This window comes from Thermus sediminis, from assembly GCF_003426945.1.
Classification (GTDB): Bacteria; Deinococcota; Deinococci; order Deinococcales; family Thermaceae; genus Thermus; species Thermus sediminis.
The window spans coordinates 54150-73784 of record NZ_QURO01000004.1 but is presented as its reverse complement, the minus strand read 5'-3'; the positions used below and the strand labels follow the sequence as shown (position 1 = coordinate 73784).

General features: G+C 68.0%; 21 protein-coding genes. 9 read left to right on the top strand and 12 right to left on the bottom strand.

What is annotated here, in order from left to right:
* Positions 1-31 precede the first annotated feature (31 nt).
* Complete coding sequence (locus tag ATI37_RS01075; protein ID WP_117236728.1) at positions 32-1003, bottom strand: YpdA family putative bacillithiol disulfide reductase; 972 nt, start codon at positions 1001-1003, stop codon at positions 32-34.
* A 36-nt stretch (positions 1004-1039) separates the two neighbouring features.
* Here ATI37_RS01075 and ATI37_RS01070 point away from each other — a divergent pair, with 36 nt between their 5' ends.
* The 3 genes from ATI37_RS01070 to ATI37_RS01060 all read left to right on the top strand — a co-directional run bounded on the left by ATI37_RS01070 (position 1040) and on the right by ATI37_RS01060 (position 3881).
* Complete coding sequence (locus tag ATI37_RS01070; RefSeq protein ID WP_117236727.1) at positions 1040-1783, top strand: TerC family protein; 744 nt, start codon at positions 1040-1042, stop codon at positions 1781-1783.
* 21 nt (positions 1784-1804) lie between these two features.
* On the top strand, positions 1805-3205 hold the full coding sequence (gene fumC / locus ATI37_RS01065) for a class II fumarate hydratase (protein WP_117236726.1): 1401 nt from the start codon (positions 1805-1807) through the stop codon (positions 3203-3205).
* A gap of 61 nt (positions 3206-3266) precedes the next feature.
* Complete coding sequence (locus ATI37_RS01060; RefSeq protein ID WP_117236725.1) at positions 3267-3881, top strand: superoxide dismutase; 615 nt, start codon at positions 3267-3269, stop codon at positions 3879-3881.
* Positions 3882-3905: 24 nt separating this feature from the next.
* Here the strand turns inward: ATI37_RS01060 and mqnB are convergent, their stop codons facing one another.
* From mqnB to infC, 6 genes are all read right to left on the bottom strand, one after another.
* Positions 3906-4571, bottom strand: coding sequence for a futalosine hydrolase (gene mqnB, locus ATI37_RS01055; protein ID WP_117236724.1), 666 nt, complete (start codon positions 4569-4571; stop codon positions 3906-3908).
* Positions 4571-6232, bottom strand: a complete 1662-nt coding sequence (locus tag ATI37_RS01050) for a glycerol-3-phosphate acyltransferase (protein ID WP_117236723.1) — start codon at positions 6230-6232, stop codon at positions 4571-4573. Before ATI37_RS01050 ends, mqnB begins: the two co-directional genes overlap by 1 nt.
* Entirely contained in the window at positions 6229-6693 is a 465-nt protein-coding gene (locus ATI37_RS01045) for a COG2426 family protein (protein WP_117238463.1), read from the bottom strand. Before ATI37_RS01045 ends, ATI37_RS01050 begins: the two co-directional genes overlap by 4 nt.
* 52 nt (positions 6694-6745) lie before the next feature.
* On the bottom strand, positions 6746-7102 hold the full coding sequence (rplT, locus tag ATI37_RS01040; protein WP_117236722.1) for a 50S ribosomal protein L20: 357 nt from the start codon (positions 7100-7102) through the stop codon (positions 6746-6748).
* An 11-nt stretch (positions 7103-7113) separates the two neighbouring features.
* Entirely contained in the window at positions 7114-7311 is a 198-nt protein-coding gene (gene rpmI / locus ATI37_RS01035) for a 50S ribosomal protein L35 (protein WP_117238462.1), read from the bottom strand.
* A gap of 89 nt (positions 7312-7400) precedes the next feature.
* Positions 7401-7916, bottom strand: coding sequence for a translation initiation factor IF-3 (gene infC / locus ATI37_RS01030; RefSeq protein WP_117236721.1), 516 nt, complete (start codon positions 7914-7916; stop codon positions 7401-7403).
* A 91-nt stretch (positions 7917-8007) separates the two neighbouring features.
* Here infC and ATI37_RS01025 point away from each other — a divergent pair, with 91 nt between their 5' ends.
* Together ATI37_RS01025 and ATI37_RS01020 are read left to right on the top strand one after the other, a co-directional pair.
* On the top strand, positions 8008-8769 hold the full coding sequence (locus ATI37_RS01025; protein ID WP_117236720.1) for an enoyl-CoA hydratase/isomerase family protein: 762 nt from the start codon (positions 8008-8010) through the stop codon (positions 8767-8769).
* A gap of 9 nt (positions 8770-8778) precedes the next feature.
* Positions 8779-10443, top strand: a complete 1665-nt coding sequence (locus ATI37_RS01020) for a glutamine--tRNA ligase/YqeY domain fusion protein (RefSeq protein ID WP_117236719.1) — start codon at positions 8779-8781, stop codon at positions 10441-10443.
* Between the two features lie 83 nt (positions 10444-10526).
* Here ATI37_RS01020 and ATI37_RS01015 read toward each other — a convergent pair whose 3' ends face one another.
* Positions 10527-10916 carry a hypothetical protein gene (locus tag ATI37_RS01015; RefSeq protein ID WP_117238461.1) on the bottom strand — a complete coding sequence of 130 codons (390 nt, stop codon included), beginning with the start codon at positions 10914-10916 and terminating at the stop codon, positions 10527-10529.
* Positions 10917-10947: 31 nt separating this feature from the next.
* Positions 10948-11259: a DUF3234 domain-containing protein gene (locus tag ATI37_RS01010; RefSeq protein WP_117236718.1), complete on the bottom strand. Its 312-nt coding sequence runs from the start codon at positions 11257-11259 to the stop codon at positions 10948-10950.
* A gap of 17 nt (positions 11260-11276) precedes the next feature.
* Between ATI37_RS01010 and ATI37_RS01005 the strand changes: the two genes are divergently transcribed.
* Positions 11277-11984 carry a TlyA family RNA methyltransferase gene (locus ATI37_RS01005; RefSeq protein ID WP_117236717.1) on the top strand — a complete coding sequence of 236 codons (708 nt, stop codon included), beginning with the start codon at positions 11277-11279 and terminating at the stop codon, positions 11982-11984.
* Here the strand turns inward: ATI37_RS01005 and ATI37_RS01000 are convergent.
* Both ATI37_RS01000 and ATI37_RS00995 read right to left on the bottom strand, forming a co-directional pair.
* Positions 11971-12975, bottom strand: a complete 1005-nt coding sequence (locus ATI37_RS01000; RefSeq protein WP_117236716.1) for an aspartate-semialdehyde dehydrogenase — start codon at positions 12973-12975, stop codon at positions 11971-11973. The two genes, ATI37_RS01005 and ATI37_RS01000, sit on opposite strands and share 14 nt — an antisense overlap.
* A gap of 13 nt (positions 12976-12988) precedes the next feature.
* A complete protein-coding gene (locus ATI37_RS00995; RefSeq protein ID WP_117236715.1) occupies positions 12989-14509 on the bottom strand; it encodes a glycine--tRNA ligase in 1521 nt (506 codons plus the stop codon).
* 117 nt (positions 14510-14626) lie between these two features.
* Between ATI37_RS00995 and ATI37_RS00990 the strand changes: the two genes are divergently transcribed.
* The 3 genes from ATI37_RS00990 (at position 14627) to ATI37_RS00980 (ending at position 19197) form a co-directional block, all read left to right on the top strand.
* A complete protein-coding gene (locus ATI37_RS00990) occupies positions 14627-16831 on the top strand; it encodes an ATP-dependent Clp protease ATP-binding subunit (RefSeq protein ID WP_117236714.1) in 2205 nt (734 codons plus the stop codon).
* A 96-nt stretch (positions 16832-16927) separates the two neighbouring features.
* Complete coding sequence (gene radA, locus ATI37_RS00985) at positions 16928-18199, top strand: DNA repair protein RadA (RefSeq protein WP_117236713.1); 1272 nt, start codon at positions 16928-16930, stop codon at positions 18197-18199.
* Positions 18196-19197: a PIN/TRAM domain-containing protein gene (locus tag ATI37_RS00980; protein WP_117236712.1), complete on the top strand. Its 1002-nt coding sequence runs from the start codon at positions 18196-18198 to the stop codon at positions 19195-19197. The genes radA and ATI37_RS00980 overlap by 4 nt, the downstream gene beginning before the upstream one ends.
* Before the next feature lie 41 nt (positions 19198-19238).
* Here the strand turns inward: ATI37_RS00980 and ATI37_RS11550 are convergent, their stop codons facing one another.
* Positions 19239-19388 (bottom strand): hypothetical protein, encoded by a 150-nt coding sequence (locus ATI37_RS11550; RefSeq protein WP_157969070.1) that lies wholly within the window; start codon positions 19386-19388, stop codon positions 19239-19241.
* Between the last annotated feature and the right edge of the window lie 247 nt (positions 19389-19635).

The window sequence follows — 19635 nt, the reverse complement described above, 5'->3', positions numbered from 1 at the left end:
GCCCCTATGGTAGCCGGGCCCTTGAAAGGTGTCAAGGGGCGAGCCGCCGGGCTATGGTCTTTAGGGCCCTTTCCGCCTCCTCCCGGCCGTTTTCAATGAAGACCGAGCGGGTGTCGGGCCCGTAGGCGCAGGAGCCGATGGCGAAGAGCCCGGGGATGGAGGCCTCCCCTTCTGGGGTAAGGAGAGGCCTCTCCCCCTCGTAGGCCGCCCCCGCCTCCCTCAGGAGGCGGTCCTCGGCCCGGTAGCCGATCTGGACCAGGACGAAGTCCGCCTCCAAAAACTCCCTCCCCGAAGGGCGCAAGAGCCAAAGGCCCTCGGGGGCGATGGCCTCCACCCTGGCCTCCATCACCGCCCGGATACTCCCCTCCTTGACCCGGTTCTCAAAGTCGGGGAGGAGCCAGTACTTCACGCTGGGCCGCACCCATGGGCCCCGGTGGACCAGGGTCACCTGGGCCCCACCCCGGTAGAGGTCCAAGGCCGCCTCCACGGCGGAGTTGCTCCCCCCCACCACGGCCACCTTCCGGCCCCAAAAGGGGGCCGCCTCCTCGTAGCGGTGGAGGACGTGGGGGTGCTCCTCCCCCGGGACCCCAAGGCGGTTGGGACGGTCAAAGTAGCCCGTGGCCACCGCCACGTACCGGGCGGCGTAGACCCTTTCCTCCCCCTTCAGGAGGTCCCTGGCCCGCACCCGAAACCCCCCTTCCCTCCCCTCCACGGAAAGGGCCTCGGTGTAGGTCTCAAGCCGAAGCCCCTCCCGCTCCGCCACCTTCTGGTAGTAGAGGAGGGCCTCCTTGCGGGTGGGCTTGGGGCCATGGGCCACCAGAGGGTGCCCGCCGATCTCAATGTTTTTGGCCTCGGAGAAGAAGACCAGGTCGCGGGGAAAGCGGCGGATGGTCTCGGCTACGGTGCCCTTTTCCAGAACCAGATGAGAAAGCCCCAAGCGCTTGGCCCAAAGGGCCGCCGCAAGCCCCACCGGCCCCGCCCCCACCACCAGGACGTCCACCATGGGAAAAGTCTACAGCGAAGGGGTAGACTCCTGCCCGTGGAGTGGCTCACTAACCCCGAGATCTGGCTGGCCTTCCTGACCCTCACGGCCCTCGAGGTGGTCCTGGGCGTGGACAACGTGATCTTCATCAGCATCCTGGCCTCCAAGCTCCCCAAGAAGGAGCAGGAGCGGGCCCGGGTCATCGGGATTTCCTTGGCGGCCGTCACCCGCATCCTTTTCCTCCTCTCCATCGCCTGGATCCTGGCCCTAAAAAAGCCCCTCTTCGCCCTCCTGGGCCAGGAGGTCACGGGGAAGGACCTGGTCCTCATCGCCGGGGGGCTTTTCCTCCTCTACAAGTCCGTCAAGGAGATCCACGAAAAGCTGGAGGGGGAACCGGGCCACGCCGTGAAGCGGGTGGCCCCAAGCTTCAGGAGCGTCATCGCCCAGGTGCTCCTCCTGGACATTGTCTTCTCCGTTGACTCCGTGATCACCGCCGTGGGCCTCACCCCCCATGTGCCGGTGATGGTGGCGGCCATCCTGACCTCCGTGAGCCTCATGCTCCTGGCCTCCAAGGGCATCTACGCCTTCGTCAACCGCCACCCTACGGTGAAGATGCTGGCTCTAAGCTTTCTCCTCCTCATCGGTTTCACCCTGGTGGCCGAGGGCACGGGGGTGAAGATCCCCAAGGGGTACGTCTACTTCGCCATGGGCTTCGCCGTCTTCGTGGAGTGGCTGAACTTGAGGGCGGGGCTTAGGGGCAGGCCCGTGGAGCTCCGCGACCCCTACGAGGAGGAGGCGTAAAATCGGGCTTGGAGGTAGCTTATGGAATACCGGATGGAACGGGACACCATGGGAGAGGTTAGGGTTCCGGCGGACCGCTACTGGGGGGCCCAGACCCAGCGCTCTTTGGAGCACTTCCGGATCGGGGCCTGGCGCTTCCGCATGCCCCTCGAGGTCATCCGCGCCTACGGGATGGTGAAGAAGGCCGCCGCCAGAGCCAACCTGGAGCTGGGGGAGCTCCCGGAGGAGATCGCCCGGGCCATCATCCAGGCGGCGGAGGAGGTCATCGCCGGGAAGCTGGACGACCACTTCCCCCTGGTGGTCTTCCAGACGGGGTCGGGCACCCAGACCAACATGAACGCCAACGAGGTGATCGCCAACCGGGCCTCAGAGCTCCTGGGAAAGCCCCTGGGGAGCAAGCACGTCCACCCCAACGACCACGTGAACCGGGGCCAGAGCTCCAACGACACCTTTCCCACGGCCATGTACGTGGCCACCGCCTTGGCCCTTCACCGGCACCTCTACCCCGCAGTAGAGGGCCTCATCGCCACCCTGGAGGAGAAGGCCAGGGCCTTTGACGGCATCGTCAAGGTGGGCCGCACCCACCTCATGGACGCCGTGCCCATCACCCTGGGCCAGGAGGTGGGGAGCTGGGCGGCCCAGCTCAGGAACACCCTGGCCATGGTCAAGGAGGCGGAAAAGGGCCTCTATAACCTCGCCATCGGGGGCACCGCCGTGGGTACGGGCCTCAACGCCCACCCCCGCTTCGGGGAGCGGGTGGCCCATTACCTAAGCGAGGAGACCGGCCTCCCCTTCCGGGTAGCGGAGAACCGCTTCGCCGCCCTGGCCGCCCACGATGAGCTGGTCCACCTCATGGGGGCCCTCCGCGCCCTGGCCGGGGCCTTGATGAAGGTGGGCAACGACATCCGCTGGCTGGCCTCCGGGCCCTACGCCGGCATCGGGGAGATCTTCATCCCCGCCAACGAACCGGGAAGCTCCATCATGCCCGGCAAGGTGAACCCCACCCAGGTGGAGGCCCTCACCATGGCCGTGGCCCGGGTCTTGGGCAACGACCTGGCCGTGGCCTTCGCGGGGAGCCAGGGGAACTTCCAGCTCAACGTCTACAAGCCCGTCATGGCGGATGCCGCCCTGGAGTCCATCAAGCTCCTGGGGGAGGCCGTGGCCTCCTTGGACGAGCACCTGGCCCGGGGGATTGCGCCCAACCTGGAGCGCATCGGGGAGCACCTGGAGAAGAACCCCATGCTGGCCACCGCCCTCAACCAGGCCATCGGCTACGACAAGGCGGCGGAGATCGTCAAGAAGGCCCTCAAGGAGAGGAAGTCCCTGAAGCAGGCGGCCCTGGAGCTGGGCTACCTCACCGCGGAGGAGTTTGACCGGATCGTGGTGCCCATCAGGCTGGCCAAGCCCCACGAGGGCGCCTGAAGGTGAGGGCCGCCACGGCCCAAGGAAAAGGGCCCCTTATAGTGGAAGGCGGAGGTGTGTTATGCCCTACCCGTTCAAGCTTCCCGACCTAGGCTACCCCTACGAGGCCCTCGAGCCCCACATCGACGCCAAGACCATGGAGATCCACCACCAGAAGCACCACGGGGCCTATGTCACCAACCTCAACGCCGCCCTGGAGAAGTACCCCTACCTCCAGGGGGCCGAGGTGGAGACCCTCCTTCGGCACCTCGCCGCCCTCCCCGCCGACATCCAGACCGCCGTGCGCAACAACGGGGGCGGGCACCTGAACCATAGCCTCTTCTGGCGCCTCCTCACCCCGGGTGGGTCCCAGGAGCCCGTGGGGGAGCTTAAGAAGGCCATTGACGAGCAGTTTGGCGGCTTCGCCGCCCTCAAGGAGAAGCTCACCCAGGCGGCCATGGGCCGCTTCGGCTCCGGCTGGGCCTGGCTGGTCAAGGACCCCTTCGGCAAGCTCCACGTCCTCTCCACGGCCAACCAGGACAACCCCCTGATGGAGGGCTTGGCCCCCATCGTGGGGATTGACGTCTGGGAGCACGCCTACTACCTCAAGTACCAAAACCGCCGGGCGGATTACCTCCAGGCCATCTGGAACGTCCTCAACTGGGAGGTGGCCGAGGAGGTCTACAAGAGCGCTTGAGGCGCAGTGCCCTTTGGGGAGGGCCTAAGGCCCTCCCCTTCCTTCCAGGATGCGGAGAAGGGCCTCCCCCAGGCTCTTCACCGCCTTCTCCACCCGCCAGGCCCCCTTGTCCCGCACCCCGGCGGGATTGGAGATGGCCCTGAGCTCCGCCCCCCTGAGCCCCAGGGCCAGGCAGGCCCGGGCGAAGGCCGCCCCCTCCATGCTCTCCACCTGGGCCCCCCACCCCTCGGCCAAGGCGGCGGCCTCCCCCGGGCTCTCCGAGACCAGGTCCCGGGTGAGGCCGGTGACCACCGTTAGGCCCAGGGCCTCCGCCAGGGAAGCGGTGAGGGCTGAGTCTAGGGGAAAGCGGTTGTAGTAGCGCTTCCCTCCCTTCCTGAGGGCGGGAAAGCCCAGGGGTTCCAGGCCTTCCCGGAGGCCCAGGTCCGCCTCCACCTCCTCCCCGATGAGGACCAGCTGGCCCGGGGCGAGGCCCGAGCCCGGGTAGGCCCCGGCGAGGCCGAAGAGGAGGGCCCTCTCCACCGGGTGCCTGAGGGCGTAGGCGGTGAGGGCCATGGCGGCGTTCACCTTGCCCACCCCGGTCTCCAGGTAGACGAAGCCCTCACCCCTAAGCCCTCTCCAGACCAGGAAGGCGAAGGGCTCCCCCCTTAGGAAGGGGGCCTCGAGGCGGGTGGGGGAAAGGAGGAGCCACACTACTCCACCACCTTAAAGCCCAGGGCCTCGGCCCGGTCCACGAAGAACTGGATGTTCTCCGCCTTCACCTCGCCCCCCAGGCTCTTCCGCTCAAAGGCCCCTTCCGCCGCCAGGATCATGGTCTCCGCCAGGCAGGCGGGGACCTGGTCCGGGGCCCCGAAGTGGAGGTCCAGGGTGGCCCGGGCCTCCCCGGGAAGCCGCACCACCCCCCCGGGGATGACCCTGACCCCCGGCACCTGCCGCACGCTCCCGTGCACGTCCGGGGGGACGCCCTCGTCGTAGATCCAGGCTCCGGGCTTCACGTGCTCCGGGTAGATGACGGGGTTGGGGTCGCTGGTGGCGGTGAAGACCAGGTCCGCCTCCCGGATGGCCCCGATCTCGGTGGTGACCAGAATCTCCGGGGCCTCCCCCTTCCTTTCCAGGTTCTTCTTCAGGGTCTCCGCTGCCCGGGAAAGCCTCTCCCGGTCCCGTCCCACCAGGATGAGCCGCCCCACGTAGGGGGCGATCTGCCGGGCGATGCCGAAGGCCACCACCCCATTCGCCCCCACCACCGCCGCCGTGGCCGCCTTGGGGTCCTTGCCGCTTTGGGCGAAGTGGGCGAGGATCCTGGGGATGGCCGCCCTCACCGTGCCCGCGGTGTAGGCCCCGCCGTTGGTGACCTCTATCCCGGGGACGGCCTCCTGCACCCTTAGGCCCTTCTCCCCCACCACGCTCCAAAAGGCCCCGAGGCCCACCACCGTGGCCCCAAGCTCCCTGGCGAGCCTCGCCCCCTGGATGGCCCGCTTCACCGCCAGATCGGGCTTTCCCTTGATCTGGTGGGGCAGGAGGGGGGCGGAGATGAGGTGGCAGAGGACCTCCCGGCCGTCCGCCGTCCTCACCCCCCGCACCTCCCCCACCTTCATGGGGCGGAAGCGCTCGGCCAGGCGCTCCATGGTGGCCTGCCTGAGGAGGCCCAGGCGCACGAGGGGCCTAAGCCAGCGGAAGCGGGGGCTTTGCCAGAAGTCCTCCACGGTGAGGGGGTGGATAAGGAAGGCGCAGACCACCTGCCTCTCCGAGGGGAGGGGCAGAGGCTCCCCCAGCTTGGGCTCGGTGCCCTCGAGGATCCGCCCCAGGTTCTCCTTGTACCGCCAGAGGGCGAGGAGGAAGAGGAGGAGGCCTAGGAGCGCCTCGCCCAGGGCAAACCCCCCGAAGAGGAGGACCAGGAAGAGGCCCAGGGGCAGGGCCAAGGCGGCCAAGGAGGCGTAGCCGGTGAGGGCGTAGAGGACGAGGGCCAGGGCCAGGGGCACCATCCCCAAGGCGGGCGCGAGGGGGAGGCCCGCCAGGACCCCGAGGAGCACCCCCGCCCCCTTGGCCCTCAGGGGCCAGGGGTCCCGGAGGAGGAGGGGGTAGAGGTGGCCCAGGTAGATGGCCACCCCCAGGAGCAGGAGCTCCCCAAGCCCCAAGCCCAAGGCCCGACCCAAGAGGAGGGGCAGGTAGCCCTTGAGGAGGTCCAGGAGGAAGGAAAGGACAAGGGTACCGAAACCTAGCCGCTTCAGGGCGCTCTCCAGGCCCAGGGCGTAGGGGCTCGCCGTGCGCAGGTCCACCCCCCGCCTCCTGGCCAGCCAGTAGCCCAAGGGGAGGGCCCCCACCAGGTAGGCCAGGGGAAGGAGGAGGGCGGTCATCCCAGGTAGTTTAGCCCGGCCACGGCCCCGCCGGTGAGGAGGAGGATCAGGAGGCCTGCGGCCACCACCCCAAGGGAGATGGCGAGGAGGGCGTAGCGGCGTCTGAGGCCCAGGACCACGGCGAGGAGGCTCCCGCTCCAGGCCCCGCTGCCGGGAAGGGGCACGGCCACGAAGAGGAAAAGGCCCAAGGCCCCCAGGCGCTGGACCCGCTCCTCGCCCCTCAAGCGGACCCGGGCCTCGAGGGCCCGCCAGATCCGGAGGAGCAGGGGCACCCGGGTGGCCACCCCAAGGGCCCAGGGGAGGAGGATAAGGGCCACCGGGGCCACCAGGAGGTTCCCCAAGAGGGCCAACAGAAAGGCCTCCCAAGGGGAGAGGCCCAGGGCTACCCCCAGGGGAATCGCCCCCCGGAGCTCCACCACGGGCAGGGCCGCCACCAGGAGAACGTAGATCTCGGCCACCATCCTCACGGAAAGGGGCGCCAGGGCCCGGCGCCTGGCGCCCACCTTGGGGGCCTTAGGCCTGGGCGGCCCTGGCCTTCTCCACGAGCTCGGCGAAGGCCTTTGGCTCCCGCACCGCCAGGTCGGCCAGGGCCTTGCGGTCCAGCTCAATCCCCGCCTTCTTGAGGCCATGCATGAAGCTGGAGTAGTTGAGGCCGTGCTGGCGGCAGGCAGCGTTGATGCGCACGATCCAGAGCTTGCGGAACTCCCGCTTCCTCGCCTTACGGTCCCGGTAGGCGTAGTTCCCGGCGGCGAAGAGGGTCTCCCGGGCCTTGCGGAAGCTCTTGGAGCGGAGGCCCCAGTACCCCTTGGCCAGCTTGAGGATCTTCTTGTGCCTGCGGCGGCGGACAACCCCGGTCTTGGCGCGCGGCATCCCCTACCCCCTCACTCGTAAGGCATGAGGCGCTTGATGCGCTCCGCCTCCGGCTTCGCCAGGGTGAACTTCCGCCCCTTCTGCCGGATCTCCTTCCCCGACTTCTGCCAGTTCAGGTGGCGCTTGCCCGTCCTCATGGCCACCACCTTGCCCGAAGCGGTCACCTTCACCCGCCCCTTGGCGCCCTTGTGGGTCTTCATCTTGCCCATGGTTTTCCTCCGCCCTGGGAAGCGCCCCCGCTGGGGGTCTTGGGTGCTCCCCAAAGCCCTCCCACTATACCAAAAGGCCAAGAGGAGATCTACGCCGAGACCTTGGCCGGGGCCAGGAGCATGTTCATGTCCCGGCCCAAGAGCTCGGGTTTCATCTCCACCACGGCCATCCCCTCGAGGTCCTCGGCCACCCTTTCCAAGAGGCGCTGGCCCAGCTCGGGGTGGCTCACCTCCCGCCCCCGGAACATGATGGTGACCTTGACCTTGTGGCCCTCATCCAAGAAGCGCCGGATATGGTTCAGCTTGGTCTGATAGTCGTGGTCGTCGATCTTGACCCGGAACTTGATGGACTTGACCTCGGTGCGCTTGGCCTTCTTCCGGGCCTCCTTCTCCGCCACCTGTTGCTCGTAGCGCCACTTGGAGTAGTTCATGATGCGGGCCACCGGCGGGTCGGCGGTGGGGCCTACCAGAACCAGGTCTAAATCCTGCTCCCAGGCCAGTTGCAGGGCCTCCCGGGTGTCCATGATGCCCAGCTGCTGCCCATCGGCACCGATCACCCTCACCTGCTTCGCGCGGATGCGTTCGTTGGTCAGGTACTCCTTTATCTACACCACCTCCCAGCCCGCAAAGGGCCTTCGCCGGCTTTGCGGGCTAAGGGGAGTGTAGCAGGAAAAGCCCCCGGGCTACAATGGGGATATGGTCCAGGTAGAAGGAGGCCGGGTAGCCACGCTCTTTATGAACGACCCCGAAAGGCGCAACCCCCTGTCCCCAGAAATGGTGGAAGGGATTCTGACCGCCCTAGAGGGGCTGGAGGCCGACCCGGAGGTAAGGGCCCTAGTCCTCGCCGGCCGGGGCCCGGCCTTCAGCGCCGGGGCGGACCTGGCCTTTTTGGAGAGGGTCACGGAACAGGGGGCGGAGGAGAACTACCGCCACTCCCTCTCCCTCATGGGCCTATTCCGCCGCCTCTACACCTTCCCCAAGCCCACGGTGGCCGCGGTGAGCGGCCCGGCGGTGGCCGGAGGGGCGGGGCTCGCCTTGGCCTGCGACCTGGTGGTGATGGACGAGGAGGCCAGGCTGGGCTTCACCGAGGTGAGGATCGGCTTCGTGGCTGCTTTGGTCTCCGTCCTCCTCACCCGGGCCGCAGGGGAGAAGGTGGCCAAGGACCTCCTCCTCACGGGAAGGCTCATAGGGGCCGAAGAGGCCAAGGCCCTGGGCCTCGTCAACCGCATCGCCCCCAAGGGGCGCGCTCTGGAGGAGGCCCAAGCCTTGGCGGCGGAGGTGGCGGGGAACGCCCCCACCTCCTTGCGCCTCACCAAGGAACTCCTTTCGGCCCTGCCGGGCATGGGCCTCGAGGAGGGCTTCCGCCTGGCCGCCCTGGCCAACGCCTGGGTGCGGGAGACAGGGGACCTCAAGGAGGGGATAAGGGCCTTCTTTGAGAAGCGCAAGCCCAGGTTCTAAACTCTCCCTATGGGCCTCGTTCCCGAGTGCTTCATCACCGAGATCGTGGAGAGGGACCTCCGGGAGGGGAAGTACGAGAGGCTCAAGACCCGCTTCCCCCCTGAGCCCAACGGCTACCTCCACATCGGCCACGCCCGGAGCATCGTCCTCAACTTCGGCCTGGCCAGGGACTTCGGCGGGGAGTGCTACCTGCGCATGGACGACACCAACCCGGAGACGGAGAAGGAGGAGTACGCCCGGGCCATCCTGGAGGACGTGAAGTGGCTAGGCTTTGAGCCGGACGGGATCTATTACGCCTCCGACTACTTTGAGAGGATGTACGCCTGCGCCCTGGCCCTCATAGAGGAGGGCAAGGCCTACGTGGACGACCTGCCCGAGGAGGAGATGAGCGCCCTAAGGGCCGAGGGGAAGCCGAGCCCTTACCGCGAGAGGAGCGTGGAGGAGAACCTGGAGCTCTTCCTCCGCATGACCCAAGGGGAGTTCCCCACGGGAAGCCGGGTCTTAAGGGCCAAGATTGACCCCACCCACCCCAACTTCAAGCTCCGGGACCCCGTCCTCTACCGCATCGTCCACGCCCCCCACTACCACGTGGGCGACCGCTGGGTGGTCTACCCCATGTACGACTACGCCCACCCCCTGGAGGACTTCATAGAGGGCATCACCCACTCCCTCTGCACCCTGGAGTTTGAGAACAACCGGGCCATCTACGACTGGGTCATGGAGAACGTGAAGGGGAAGTGCGGCTTTCCCCTCGCCCCCAGGCCCTACCAGTACGAGTTCGCCAGGCTGGACCTCACCCACACCGTCCTCTCCAAGCGGAAGCTCATCCGGCTGGTGGAAGGGGGGTACGTCTCCGGCTGGGATGACCCCCGCCTCCCCACCCTGAGGGCCCTGAGAAGGCGCGGGATTAGGCCCGAGGCCATCCTCGAGTTCGTGCGCCGGACGGGGATCTCCCGGAACGAGGCCCGGATTGAGATGGAGCTCCTGGAAGAGGTGGTCCGGGACGACCTGAACCCCGTGGCCCCCAGGGTCCTGGGGGTCCTGGACCCCCTGGAGGTGGTCCTCACCAACTACCAGGGGGAGGAGTGGATAGAGGCCCCCTACTGGCCCCGGGACATCCCCAAGGAAGGAAGCCGCCCCCTCCCCTTCTCGGGGAGGATTTACATAGAGCGCTCGGACTTTAGCCTCAACCCCCCCAAGGGCTGGAAGCGCTTCGCCCCTGGGCAGAGGGTGCGCCTAAGGCACGCCTACGTCATCGAGCTGGAGGAGGTGGTGGAGGAGGGGGGGGAGGTGAGGCTCTTGAAGGCCCGGGTGGTCCCCGGGACCCTGGGGGCCAACCCCGAGGACGGGGGGAAGCCCAAAGGGGTGATCCACTGGGTCTCCGCCAACCACGCCCTCCCCACGGAGTTCCGCCTCTACGGCCGCCTCTTCCTCACGGAGGACCCCGAGGAGGGCGGGGACTTCCTCAAGAACCTGAACCCCAAGGCCCTCGAGGTCAGGCGGGGCTTCATAGAGCCCAGCGTGGCCAAGGACCCCAAGGACACCCGCTACCAGTTGGAGCGCCTGGGCTACTTCTGGCAGGACCCCCTGGACTCTAGCCCGGAGGCCCTAGTCCTGAACCGCATCGTCCCCCTCAAGGAGGGGTACCGGGCCGACTTGGTGTCCGCGCCTTGATGGGGCAACATGCTGGATTGAACCTAGACTAGGGCCGTGGGTTTTCTGGAGTCCCTACCCTGGCGGAAGCCGCGGTGGGGCACTTAAAACCCCAGGCTCACCCCCAGAGCTATCCCCAGGCCAAAGTCCTGGCTAGGGACCAGGTAGTAGATGGGATGGAGTTCCAGGTAAACCCCTACGAAGGGCAAGGGCAGGTTGAGCCAGGTGCCGAAGACCCCCCTCACTCCCCCCTGCCCCGCCTCGTCCTGGGGCAGGGAGAAGGCCTTCCCCGTGCCGTAAAAGCCCCCAAGGCCCAGGTAGAGGTCGGTCAAGGGCACCTTGAGGAGGAGGTCCACGCCCCCGCCCAGGGCCTGAAGGCCCACCCCCCCGTAGGCCCGCCCCTCCAAAAGGAGGGGAACCAGGGGAAAGCGAAGGCCCCCCTGGAGGCCAAAGGGGCTTCCCACGCTCACCTCGGCCCGCTGGGCCCAGGCCATACCCAGAAGCGCCAAGAGCAAAAGCCAGGTCCTACGCACGCCGCACCTCCTCTAAAAGGTCTTCCAACCCCACCAGGCGGGCCCGGTGGGCCCCGGGCTGGTAGTCCACCAGGACCGCCTCCACCTGGAGCATACCCAAAGCCCTTAAAAAGGCCTCCTTTAGGGCCCGGGTCTCCAGGGGGCTTACCCGCATAGAGAGCTCCGGGTGGAAGGCCAAAAACCCCTCCGCCAGGGCCCTATCCGTCCACACCCCGGAAAGCCGCCTCCCCAAGGCCTCCACCACCAGGTGCTCCCCAGGCTCCCCTTCCAGCACGTACCAGACCCCAGACAGATCCCCTTCCACAAGGGGATAATACCCCCGTGCGCCTGGACCGCTACCTGGTGGAGAAGGGCTTGGTGGAAAGCCGGGAGAAGGCCAAGCGCCTCATAGAGGAGGGCCTGGTCAAGGTCTCCGGCAAGGTGGTGCGGAAGCCCGCCCACCCTGTGCCCGAGGGGGCGGAGGTGGAGCTTTGGGAGGAGCCCCGCTATGTGGGCCGGGGAGCCTACAAGCTCCTGGGGGCCCTGGAGGCCTTCTCCTTGGCGGTGGCGGGGAAGGTGGCCGCCGACCTGGGGGCGGGCACCGGGGGCTTCACCCAGGTCCTCCTAGAGAGAGGGGCCAGGCGGGTCTACGCGGTGGACGTGGGGAGAGGCCAGCTCCACCCTAGCCTAAGGGAGGACCCCAGGGTGGTGGCCTTGGAGGAAGAGGACGCCCGCACCGTGGAGCTCCCAGAGAGGGTGGACCTCCTGGTCATGGACCTGGCCTTCATCTCCGCCACCCGGGTCCTGCCCAAGGCCCTGGAGCTCCTCAAAGAAGGGGGCGAGGCCCTGGTCCTGGTGAAGCCCCAGTACGAGCTCTGGCCGGGGGCCCACCGGGGAGTCGTGCGGGAGGAGGCCTTGCGGCGGGAGGCCCTGAGGCGGGTGAGGGGGAAGGCGGAGGCGCTGGGCTTCGGGGTCCTGGGGGAGGCGGAAAGCCCCCTCCCGGGCAAGGAGGGGAACCGGGAGTACTGGCTCTGGCTCAAGGCCCCCTGAGCCACTCCTCGGCGATCTGGACGGCGTTGAGGGCGGCCCCTTTGAGGAGCTGGTCCCCCACCACGAAGAAGTCCAGGCCGTTCTCAAAGGCCAGGCTCTTCCGGACCCTGCCCACCTCCACCTCCCACTTGCCGCTGGCGGTGAGGGGCATGGGGTAGCGCCTCTCCTCGGGCTCGTCCACCAGCTCCACGCCCGGGGCGCTTTTCAGGACCTCCCGGGCCGCCTCCGGGGTCACGGGCTCGGCGAACTCCACGCTCACCGCCTCGGCGTGGGCGCGGAGGGTGGGGACCCGCACCGCCGTGGCGCTGATCCTTATGGAGCTGTCCCCGAAGATCTTGTGGGTCTCCCACACCACCTTCATCTCCTCCCGGGTGTAGCCGTTTTCCTGGAAGGCGTCGATCTGGGGGATGACGTTGAAGGGCAGGGGATGGGGGAAGACCTCAGCCTTCGGGGCCTCCCCGTGGAGGAAGCGGTGGGCCTCGTGGCGGAGCTCCTCCATCCCCTTGGCCCCCGCCCCCGAGGCCGCCTGGTAGGTGGCCACAATGACCCGCCTGGCCCGGAAGGCCCGGTGGAGGGGCCAGAGGGCCATGGCCAGGATGGCCGTGGTGCAGTTGGGGTTGGCGATGAGGCCCCGGTGGGTGAAGATCTTTTCCCGGTTCACCTCGGGGACCACTAGGGGCACCCAGGGCTCGTAGCGGAAGGCGCTGGAGTTGTCCACCACCAAGGCCCCCCCCTCCGCCCAGATAGGGGCCTTGGCCTTGGAGAGGGCACCCCCGGCGCTGGCCAGGACCAGGTCCACCCCTAAAGGCCCCTCGGGAAGGGGCTCCACGGGGATCTCCTCCCCCATGAAGGGGAGGCGCACCCCCGCCGAGCGGGGGGAGGCGTAGAGCCTAAGCTCCTTCAGGGGGAAGCGGCGGGCCTCGAGGACCTTCAGGATCTCCCGCCCCACGGCCCCCGTGGCCCCCACCACGGCTACCCTTAGCTCCCTCATGCTTCCTCCCAATCTACCACCTGAGCTTTTCCCTAAGGAAGCCCTCCAGCTCGTCCACGTGGAGGCGGATCTGCTCCATGGTGTCCCGGTCCCGCACGGTGACCGTGTCCTTGAGCCGGGTGGTGCCGTCCTTGCTCTGGCCGATAGTGTCGTAGTCCACGGTGATGGCGAAGGGGGTGCCCACCTCGTCGTGGCGGCGGTAGGCCTTGCCGATGTTGCCCGTGTCCTCGTAGAGGATGCGCCCCAGGCCCAGGGCCTGGAGCCTGGCCTTCAGGGCCTTGGCGTAGCCGGTGATCTCCGGACGGTTCTTGGCCAGGGGGATGACGGCCGCCTTGATGGGGGCAAGCTGGGGCTTTAGCCTCAGGACGATGCGCTCCTCCCCATCGGAGAGCTCCTCCCGGGTGAAGGCCTCGGCGAGGAGGGCCAGAACCCCCCGGTCCACCCCGGCGGAGGGCTCGATCACGTAGGGGACGAACCACTTCCCCGTGTCGGGGTCGCGGTAGGCCAGGCGCTGGGTGGCGTGCTCGTTCCTGAGGACCTTGGCGGTGATGGAAAGCTCCTCCTGGTCCTTGGTGTGGCTTCCCAGGTCAAAGTCCGTGCGGTTGGCGATGCCCTCAAGCTCCTCCAGCCCGTGGGGGAAGCGGTAGAGGAGGTCCACCGTGGCCTTGGCGTAGTGGGCGAGTTCCTCAGGAGGCTGCTCGTAGGGCACCAGGTTTTCCCGGCTTAGGCCCATCTCCTGCCACCACTTAAGCCGCTCCTCCACCCAGTAGCGGTGCCAGCCCTCGTCCTCCCCCGGGCGCACGAAGTACTCGATCTCCATCTGCTCAAACTCCCGCACCCGGAAGATGAAGTTCCTGGGGGTGATCTCGTTGCGGAAGGCCTTGCCGATCTGGGCGATGCCGAAGGGGAGCTTGCGGCTCGTGGTGTCCAGGACGTTCTTGAAGTTGGTGAAGATCCCCTGGGCCGTCTCCGGGCGCAGGTAGGCGAGGCCCGCCTCCTCCTCCACCGGGCCCACGTAGGTCTTGAACATCATGTTGAAGTACCGGGGCGGAGTCCAATCCCCAGCCTCCCCCGTGGCCGGGTCCACCACCCCAGCCGCGGTCATGGCCCCCCCGGCCCGCTCGGGGAAGGCCATCATGGCCTGGACCAAGGCGTGGAGGTTCCCCTCCTCCACCTCCATGGCCCGGTAGAGGCGCTTCAGGACCTCCTCGGGCTGCTCCTTTAGGAGGTGGTCCAGGCGGTAGCGCTTTTTGCTTTCGCGGTTGTCCAACATGGGATCGGCGAAGGTGGCCTCATGCCCCGAGTAGCGAAGGATCAGGCGGTGGGTGAGGAGGCTTGCGTCCAAGCCCTCCATGTCGTCCCGCTCATAGACGTTTTTGCGCCACCAGGCCTGCTTCAGGTTGTTCTTGAGCTCCACCCCCAGGGGCCCGTAGTCGTAGACCCCTTGCAGGCCGCCGTAGATCTCCGCGCTCTGGAAGATGAACCCCCGCCTTTTGCAAAGCGCCACCAGTTCGTCCAAGGTGCTGGCCGGCATGCCCTCTCCTCCTTAGGGGCCCAAAGGCCCGATAGCAGGCATCTTAAGGCCAAGGTAAGCGAGGGCGCAAACACACGGGAGGGAGGCTTTACGCTAGAATGTGGGGTAGAGGGGAGCATGAACCGGTACGACGATCGCGCCAGGCTGGTCTTCCACTACGCAAGGGAGGAGGGGAGCCGCTTAGGCCACTCCATGATCGGCCCGGAGCACCTCCTCCTGGGCCTGATGCGCGAGGGGGGTACGGCGGCCCGCATCCTCCAGGAGTACGGGGCGAGCCTCGAGGCCATGCGCCGCATGGTAGAGGAGCTGGTGGGCCGGGGCGAGGGGAGCCGCACCGGGGAACCCCCCGCCATCACGCCCCGGGCCCGGCGGGTCATGGAGCTGGCCAGCGCCGAGGCCCGCAACATGGGGGCCCAGGTGATCGGCACCGAGCACATCCTCCTGGGCATCATCCGCGAGGGGGACGGGATCGCCTACCGCATCCTCTCCCACTTCGCCAAAGACGTGGACGCCATCCGCTGGCGCATCCTGGCCATGGCCGATAGCCGCGAGCGGGAGAAGCCCGTGAACACCCCCTTTCTGGACGAGTACGGCCGCGACCTCACCAAGGAGGCCCGGGAGGGGAAGCTGGACCCGGTGATCGGCCGCCAGGAGGAGATCAACCGGGTGATCCAGATCCTGGCCCGGCGCACCAAGAACAACCCCGTGCTCATCGGGGACCCTGGGGTGGGCAAGACGGCCATCGTGGAAGGGCTGGCCCAGGCCATCGTGGAGGGCCGGGTCCCCCCCATTCTCCGGGGGGCCCGGGTGGTGGCCATCGACCTCGCTGGGGTGGTGGCGGGCACCAAGTACCGGGGCGAGTTTGAGGAGCGCCTCCGCCAGATCATCGAGGAGCTCAAGAACGCCAGGGTCATCGCCTTCATCGACGAGCTCCACACCCTGATCGGGGCCGGGGGGGCCGAGGGCACCCTGGACGCGGCCAACATCATGAAGCCAGCCCTGGCCCGGGGAGAGATCCAGGTGATCGGGGCCACCACCACCGGGGAGTACCACCGCTACATAGAAAAGGACGCCGCCCTAGAGAGGCGCTTCCAGCCGGTGATCGTCCTCGAGCCCTCCCCGGAGGAGACCCTGGAGATCCTGAAGGGCCTCCGCCCCCGCTACGAGGCCCACCACGGGGTCGTCATCCCCGATGAGGTCCTGGAGCTTTCCGTCAAGATCGGCATCCGCTCCCTCCCCGGGCGCAACTTCCCCGATAAGGCCATCGACCTCATCGACGAGGCGGCGAGCCGCGTGCGCCTCAACGCCTCTCTGGGCCTGCCCGTGGCCGAGGAAGAGGACGGCACCCCCATGGTCACCCGGGAGGACCTCGAGGCGGTGGTAGACTCCTGGGGAGGCATCTACACGGACGACAAGGACGACGCCAAGCTCATGCACCTGGAGGAGGAGCTCAGGAAGCGGGTGGTGGGCCAGGAGGAGGCCATCCGGGCCCTGGCGAGCGCCCTAAGGCGGGCCCGGGTGGGCCTCGGGGGGAGGACCCGGGTGGCCGCTAGCTTCCTCTTCGTGGGGCAAAGCGGCGTGGGCAAGACCCAGCTGGCCAAGGCCCTGGCCGAGGTCCTCTTTGGCTCGGAAAGGGCCCTCGTCCGCTTTGACATGTCGGAGTTCCAGGAGCCCCACTCCATCTCCAAGCTAATTGGGGCCCCGCCAGGCTACGTGGGCTACGAGCAGGGGGGCCGCCTCACCGAGGCCGTGCGCCGCCAACCCTTTAGCGTGGTCCTCCTGGACGAGATTGAGAAGGCCCATCCCGACATCTACAACACCTTCCTCCAGGTTTTGGACGAGGGCCGCCTCACGGACGGCATGGGGCGGACCGTGGACTTCCGCCGGGTGATCCTCATCATGACCTCCAACACCGGCTACAACGTGGGCCCGGCCGTCGGCTTCACCTCGCGGGAGGTGGACACGGAGTCCCCCCTCAAGGCCCTTTTCACCCCCGAGTTCCTGGACCGCCTGGACGAGGTCATCCGCTTCCGCCCCCTCACCGAGGAGGAGCTGGTGCGGGTGGCCGAGCTCATGCTGGAGGAGATCCGCAAGGAACTCAGGAGCCGGGACATAGAGGTCACCTTCGCCCCCGAGGTGGCCCGCTTCGTGGTGGACCAAGCCCCCAAGACGGGGAGCGCCCGGGCCATCCGCGGGGTTATCCGGGAGCGCATTGAAGACCCCCTCTCCCTCGCCCTGCTGAAGAAGCCCACGGGCCGCCTCTACGTGAACGTGGAGGATGGGCGCCTGGGCTTCCACGAGGTGGAGGAGTTCCTGGTCTGAGCGCTCCGTTCTGGCGAAGGCCAGGACGGGGGTCCTAGCGGACGCGTGGCCACCGCCTAGGCCAGCACATGCCAAAGCTGAAGGGCCCAGAGCTTCATGGCTAGGACCGGCTACGCCTGCGTGGAGTGCGGCCACAGGACCCCCAAGCCCCTGGGGCGGTGCCCGGGGTGCGGGGCCTGGGGCAGCTTCCAGGAGGTGGCCCAAAAGCCCCCTGGGAAGGAGGCCCCAGGCCGCTTAGCGGACCTCCTCCCCCTCTCCCAGGTGGAGGAGACGGGGGAAAGGCGCTTCTCCTCCGGGCTCGGCGAGGTGGACCGGGTCTTGGGCGGGGGGTTCGTCCCGGGGGAGGTGGTCCTCCTGGGCGGGGAGCCGGGGGTGGGCAAGAGCACCCTCCTCCTCGAGATGGCCCGGCGCATGCCCCAGAGGGTCTACTACGTGGCAGGGGAGGAGTCCCCCGCCCAGATCAAGCTCCGGGCGAGGCGGCTTGGGGTGAGGGAGCTCCTCCTGGTGCGGGAGACCCGCCTCGAGCCCCTCCTCGCCCTCCTGGAACGGGCGCCCCCCGAGGCCCTCTTTGTGGACTCCGTACAGACCATTGCGGCGGGCGGGAGCCCGGGAAGCCTGGTGGCGGTGCGGGAGGCCACCTCGGCCTTTGTGCGCTTCGCCAAGGAACAGGGGACGGCCGTGGTCCTGGTGGGCCACGTGACCAAGGAGGGGATGGTAGCGGGGCCCAAGAGCGTAGAGCACGCCGTGGACGCCACCCTTTACCTGGAGACCGCCGGGGTCTACCGGGTCTTGAGGAGCGCCAAGAACCGCTTCGGCCCCGTGGGGGAGCTCGGGGTGTTCCGCATGGAGGAGGAGGGGCTTTTGGAGGTGAAAAACCCCTCGGAGGCCTTCCTCCTGGAGAGGCCTTTGGGGGTGCCGGGGAGCGCCGTCGCCCTGGCCCTGGCCGGGGAGCGGGCCCTGGCCCTCGAGGTCCAGGCCCTGGCCGCCAAGACCCCCTTCCCCGCCCCCCGGCGGGTGGTCCAGGGGTTGGACCCTAGGCGGGTGGACATGGTCCTGGCGGTGCTGGAGAGGCGGCTTGGCCTGCCCCTCGCCAGCCTGGACGTCTACGTGAACCTCGCCGGAGGGCTTAGGGTGGCGGACCCGGGGCTGGACCTGGGGGTGGCCCTGGCGGTGTATTCTGCGGTGATGGGCCACCCCTTGCCCGAGGACCTGGCGGTGGTGGGGGAGGTGGGCCTCCTGGGCGAGGTCCGGAGCGTGGTGGGCCTGGAAAGAAGGCTCAAGGAGGGGGAGCGGGCTGGCTTTAGGCGCTTCCTCCACCCCGGGAACACCCGGGGGCTAGCCCAGGCGGTGGAGGCCTATCTGGGATGAGCGGCAAGCTTTTTTTCTACCTCCTCTTCGCCTTCTTGGGCTACCAACTGGCGGTGGCCCTGGAGGGCCTGGGCCTGCTGCCTGAGGCTGCAGGCCTCCTACCTCTAAACCGAATCTATCTTACCTTGGCGGGCTTCCTCACCGGGGTCCTCCTGGCCCCTCGGCTGGAGGCATACCTGGAAAAGCGGCTTAGGAGGCTTAGGGAACTCCCCCCAGAGGTCCCCGTGGCCCTCACCCTGGGGGCCACCCTGGGCCTCCTCCTCACCGTCCTGCTCACCACCCTCCTCTCGGATGTGCCCGGCTTTTCCCCTTACCACAGTCTCCTTCTGGCCCTTTTCCTCGTGGGCCTCTTCGCCTACCTGGCCCTGGGGTACAGGGAGTACCTGCGCCTTCCTCCCCCCAAACCGGAGAAGCCCGGGGGCAAGGTCCTGGACACCAGCGTCCTGGTGGACGGCAGGATCCCCGAGGTGGCGGCCACGGGCTTCCTGGAGGGCCCCCTCTATGTGCCCCACTTCGTCCTGAAGGAGCTCCAGCACTTCGCCGACAGCCAAGACCCCCTGAAGCGGGCCAAGGGCAGGCGGGGCCTCGAGGCCCTGGAAAAGCTGAAGGAGCTCCTTCCCCTAGAGGTGGTAGAGGAGGCCCCCAAGGGGGAGAGCGTAGACGAGAATCTCCTCTTCCTGGCCCGGAACCGGGGCGCCTCCTTGGTCAGCAATGACCTGGCCCTCCTGCAGATGGCCCGCATCTACGGGGTAAAGGCTCTATCGGTCCAGGCCCTGGCCCAGGCCCTGAGGCCCCAGCTCCAGGTGGGGGATACCCTGAGGATCCTCATCTTCAAGGAGGGGAAGGAGCCCCACCAGGGGGTGGGCTACCTGGAGGACGGCTCCATGGTGGTGGTGGACGAGGGCATCCGCTACAAGGGCCAGGAGATCGAGGTGGTCATCACCCAGGCCATCCAGACCCAAGTGGGCCGCCTCTTCTTCGCTAGACCCGCCCGCTAAACCCCCGAAAGAGGAGCCAGGCCCCCAAGAGGCGCGGGGCCCTAGCCCAAAGCCTTCTCCACCCCTTCGAGCACGAAAACCAAGGGGGCAAAAAGGCCCAAGGCGAAGAGGGCCCCGAAGGTGGCCGAAAGGCCCAAAAAGAGCACCCAGCCCGCCTCCACACCCGGCCAAAGGGCTTCCGCGAGGACCACCAAACCCTAGGGAGGGGAGCGCTCCCCCGGGAATCAGGGCCCACCACTCCCCGGTGCGGAGGGCGAAGGGAAGAAACCCCAGGCCCGTGAAGGCCCGGAAGAGGGCCCCCTCCAGGCCACCGATCCAGGCGCCGAGGCCCAGGCCCAGGAGGCCAACCCACGCGATCCAGAAGCAAGAGCCCACCCAGAAGCGTCGGGGCAAGCCCCAAGGCCACCTCCATCCACTTCACGGGCACCCCTTATTCCA

Excerpts from the sequence above, each read along its gene's own strand:
- ATI37_RS01025 (WP_117236720.1), top strand. The coding sequence starts at position 8,008 with ATGGTCCAGGTAGAAGGAGGCCGGGTAGCCACGCTCTTTATGAACGAC.
- ATI37_RS01050 (WP_117236723.1), bottom strand. The coding sequence starts at position 6,232 with ATGACCGCCCTCCTCCTTCCCCTGGCCTACCTGGTGGGGGCCCTCCCC.
- rplT (WP_117236722.1), bottom strand. The coding sequence starts at position 7,102 with ATGCCGCGCGCCAAGACCGGGGTTGTCCGCCGCCGCAGGCACAAGAAG.
- ATI37_RS01000 (WP_117236716.1), bottom strand. The coding sequence starts at position 12,975 with ATGAGGGAGCTAAGGGTAGCCGTGGTGGGGGCCACGGGGGCCGTGGGG.
- ATI37_RS00980 (WP_117236712.1), top strand. The coding sequence starts at position 18,196 with ATGAGCGGCAAGCTTTTTTTCTACCTCCTCTTCGCCTTCTTGGGCTAC.
- radA (WP_117236713.1), top strand. The coding sequence starts at position 16,928 with ATGGCTAGGACCGGCTACGCCTGCGTGGAGTGCGGCCACAGGACCCCC.
- ATI37_RS01020 (WP_117236719.1), top strand. The coding sequence starts at position 8,779 with ATGGGCCTCGTTCCCGAGTGCTTCATCACCGAGATCGTGGAGAGGGAC.
- ATI37_RS01060 (WP_117236725.1), top strand. The coding sequence starts at position 3,267 with ATGCCCTACCCGTTCAAGCTTCCCGACCTAGGCTACCCCTACGAGGCC.
- ATI37_RS01015 (WP_117238461.1), bottom strand. The coding sequence starts at position 10,916 with ATGGCCTGGGCCCAGCGGGCCGAGGTGAGCGTGGGAAGCCCCTTTGGC.
- rpmI (WP_117238462.1), bottom strand. The coding sequence starts at position 7,311 with ATGGGCAAGATGAAGACCCACAAGGGCGCCAAGGGGCGGGTGAAGGTG.
- ATI37_RS00995 (WP_117236715.1), bottom strand. The coding sequence starts at position 14,509 with ATGCCGGCCAGCACCTTGGACGAACTGGTGGCGCTTTGCAAAAGGCGG.
- ATI37_RS01045 (WP_117238463.1), bottom strand. The coding sequence starts at position 6,693 with ATGGTGGCCGAGATCTACGTTCTCCTGGTGGCGGCCCTGCCCGTGGTG.
- ATI37_RS01075 (WP_117236728.1), bottom strand. The coding sequence starts at position 1,003 with ATGGTGGACGTCCTGGTGGTGGGGGCGGGGCCGGTGGGGCTTGCGGCG.
- fumC (WP_117236726.1), top strand. The coding sequence starts at position 1,805 with ATGGAATACCGGATGGAACGGGACACCATGGGAGAGGTTAGGGTTCCG.
- ATI37_RS00990 (WP_117236714.1), top strand. The coding sequence starts at position 14,627 with ATGAACCGGTACGACGATCGCGCCAGGCTGGTCTTCCACTACGCAAGG.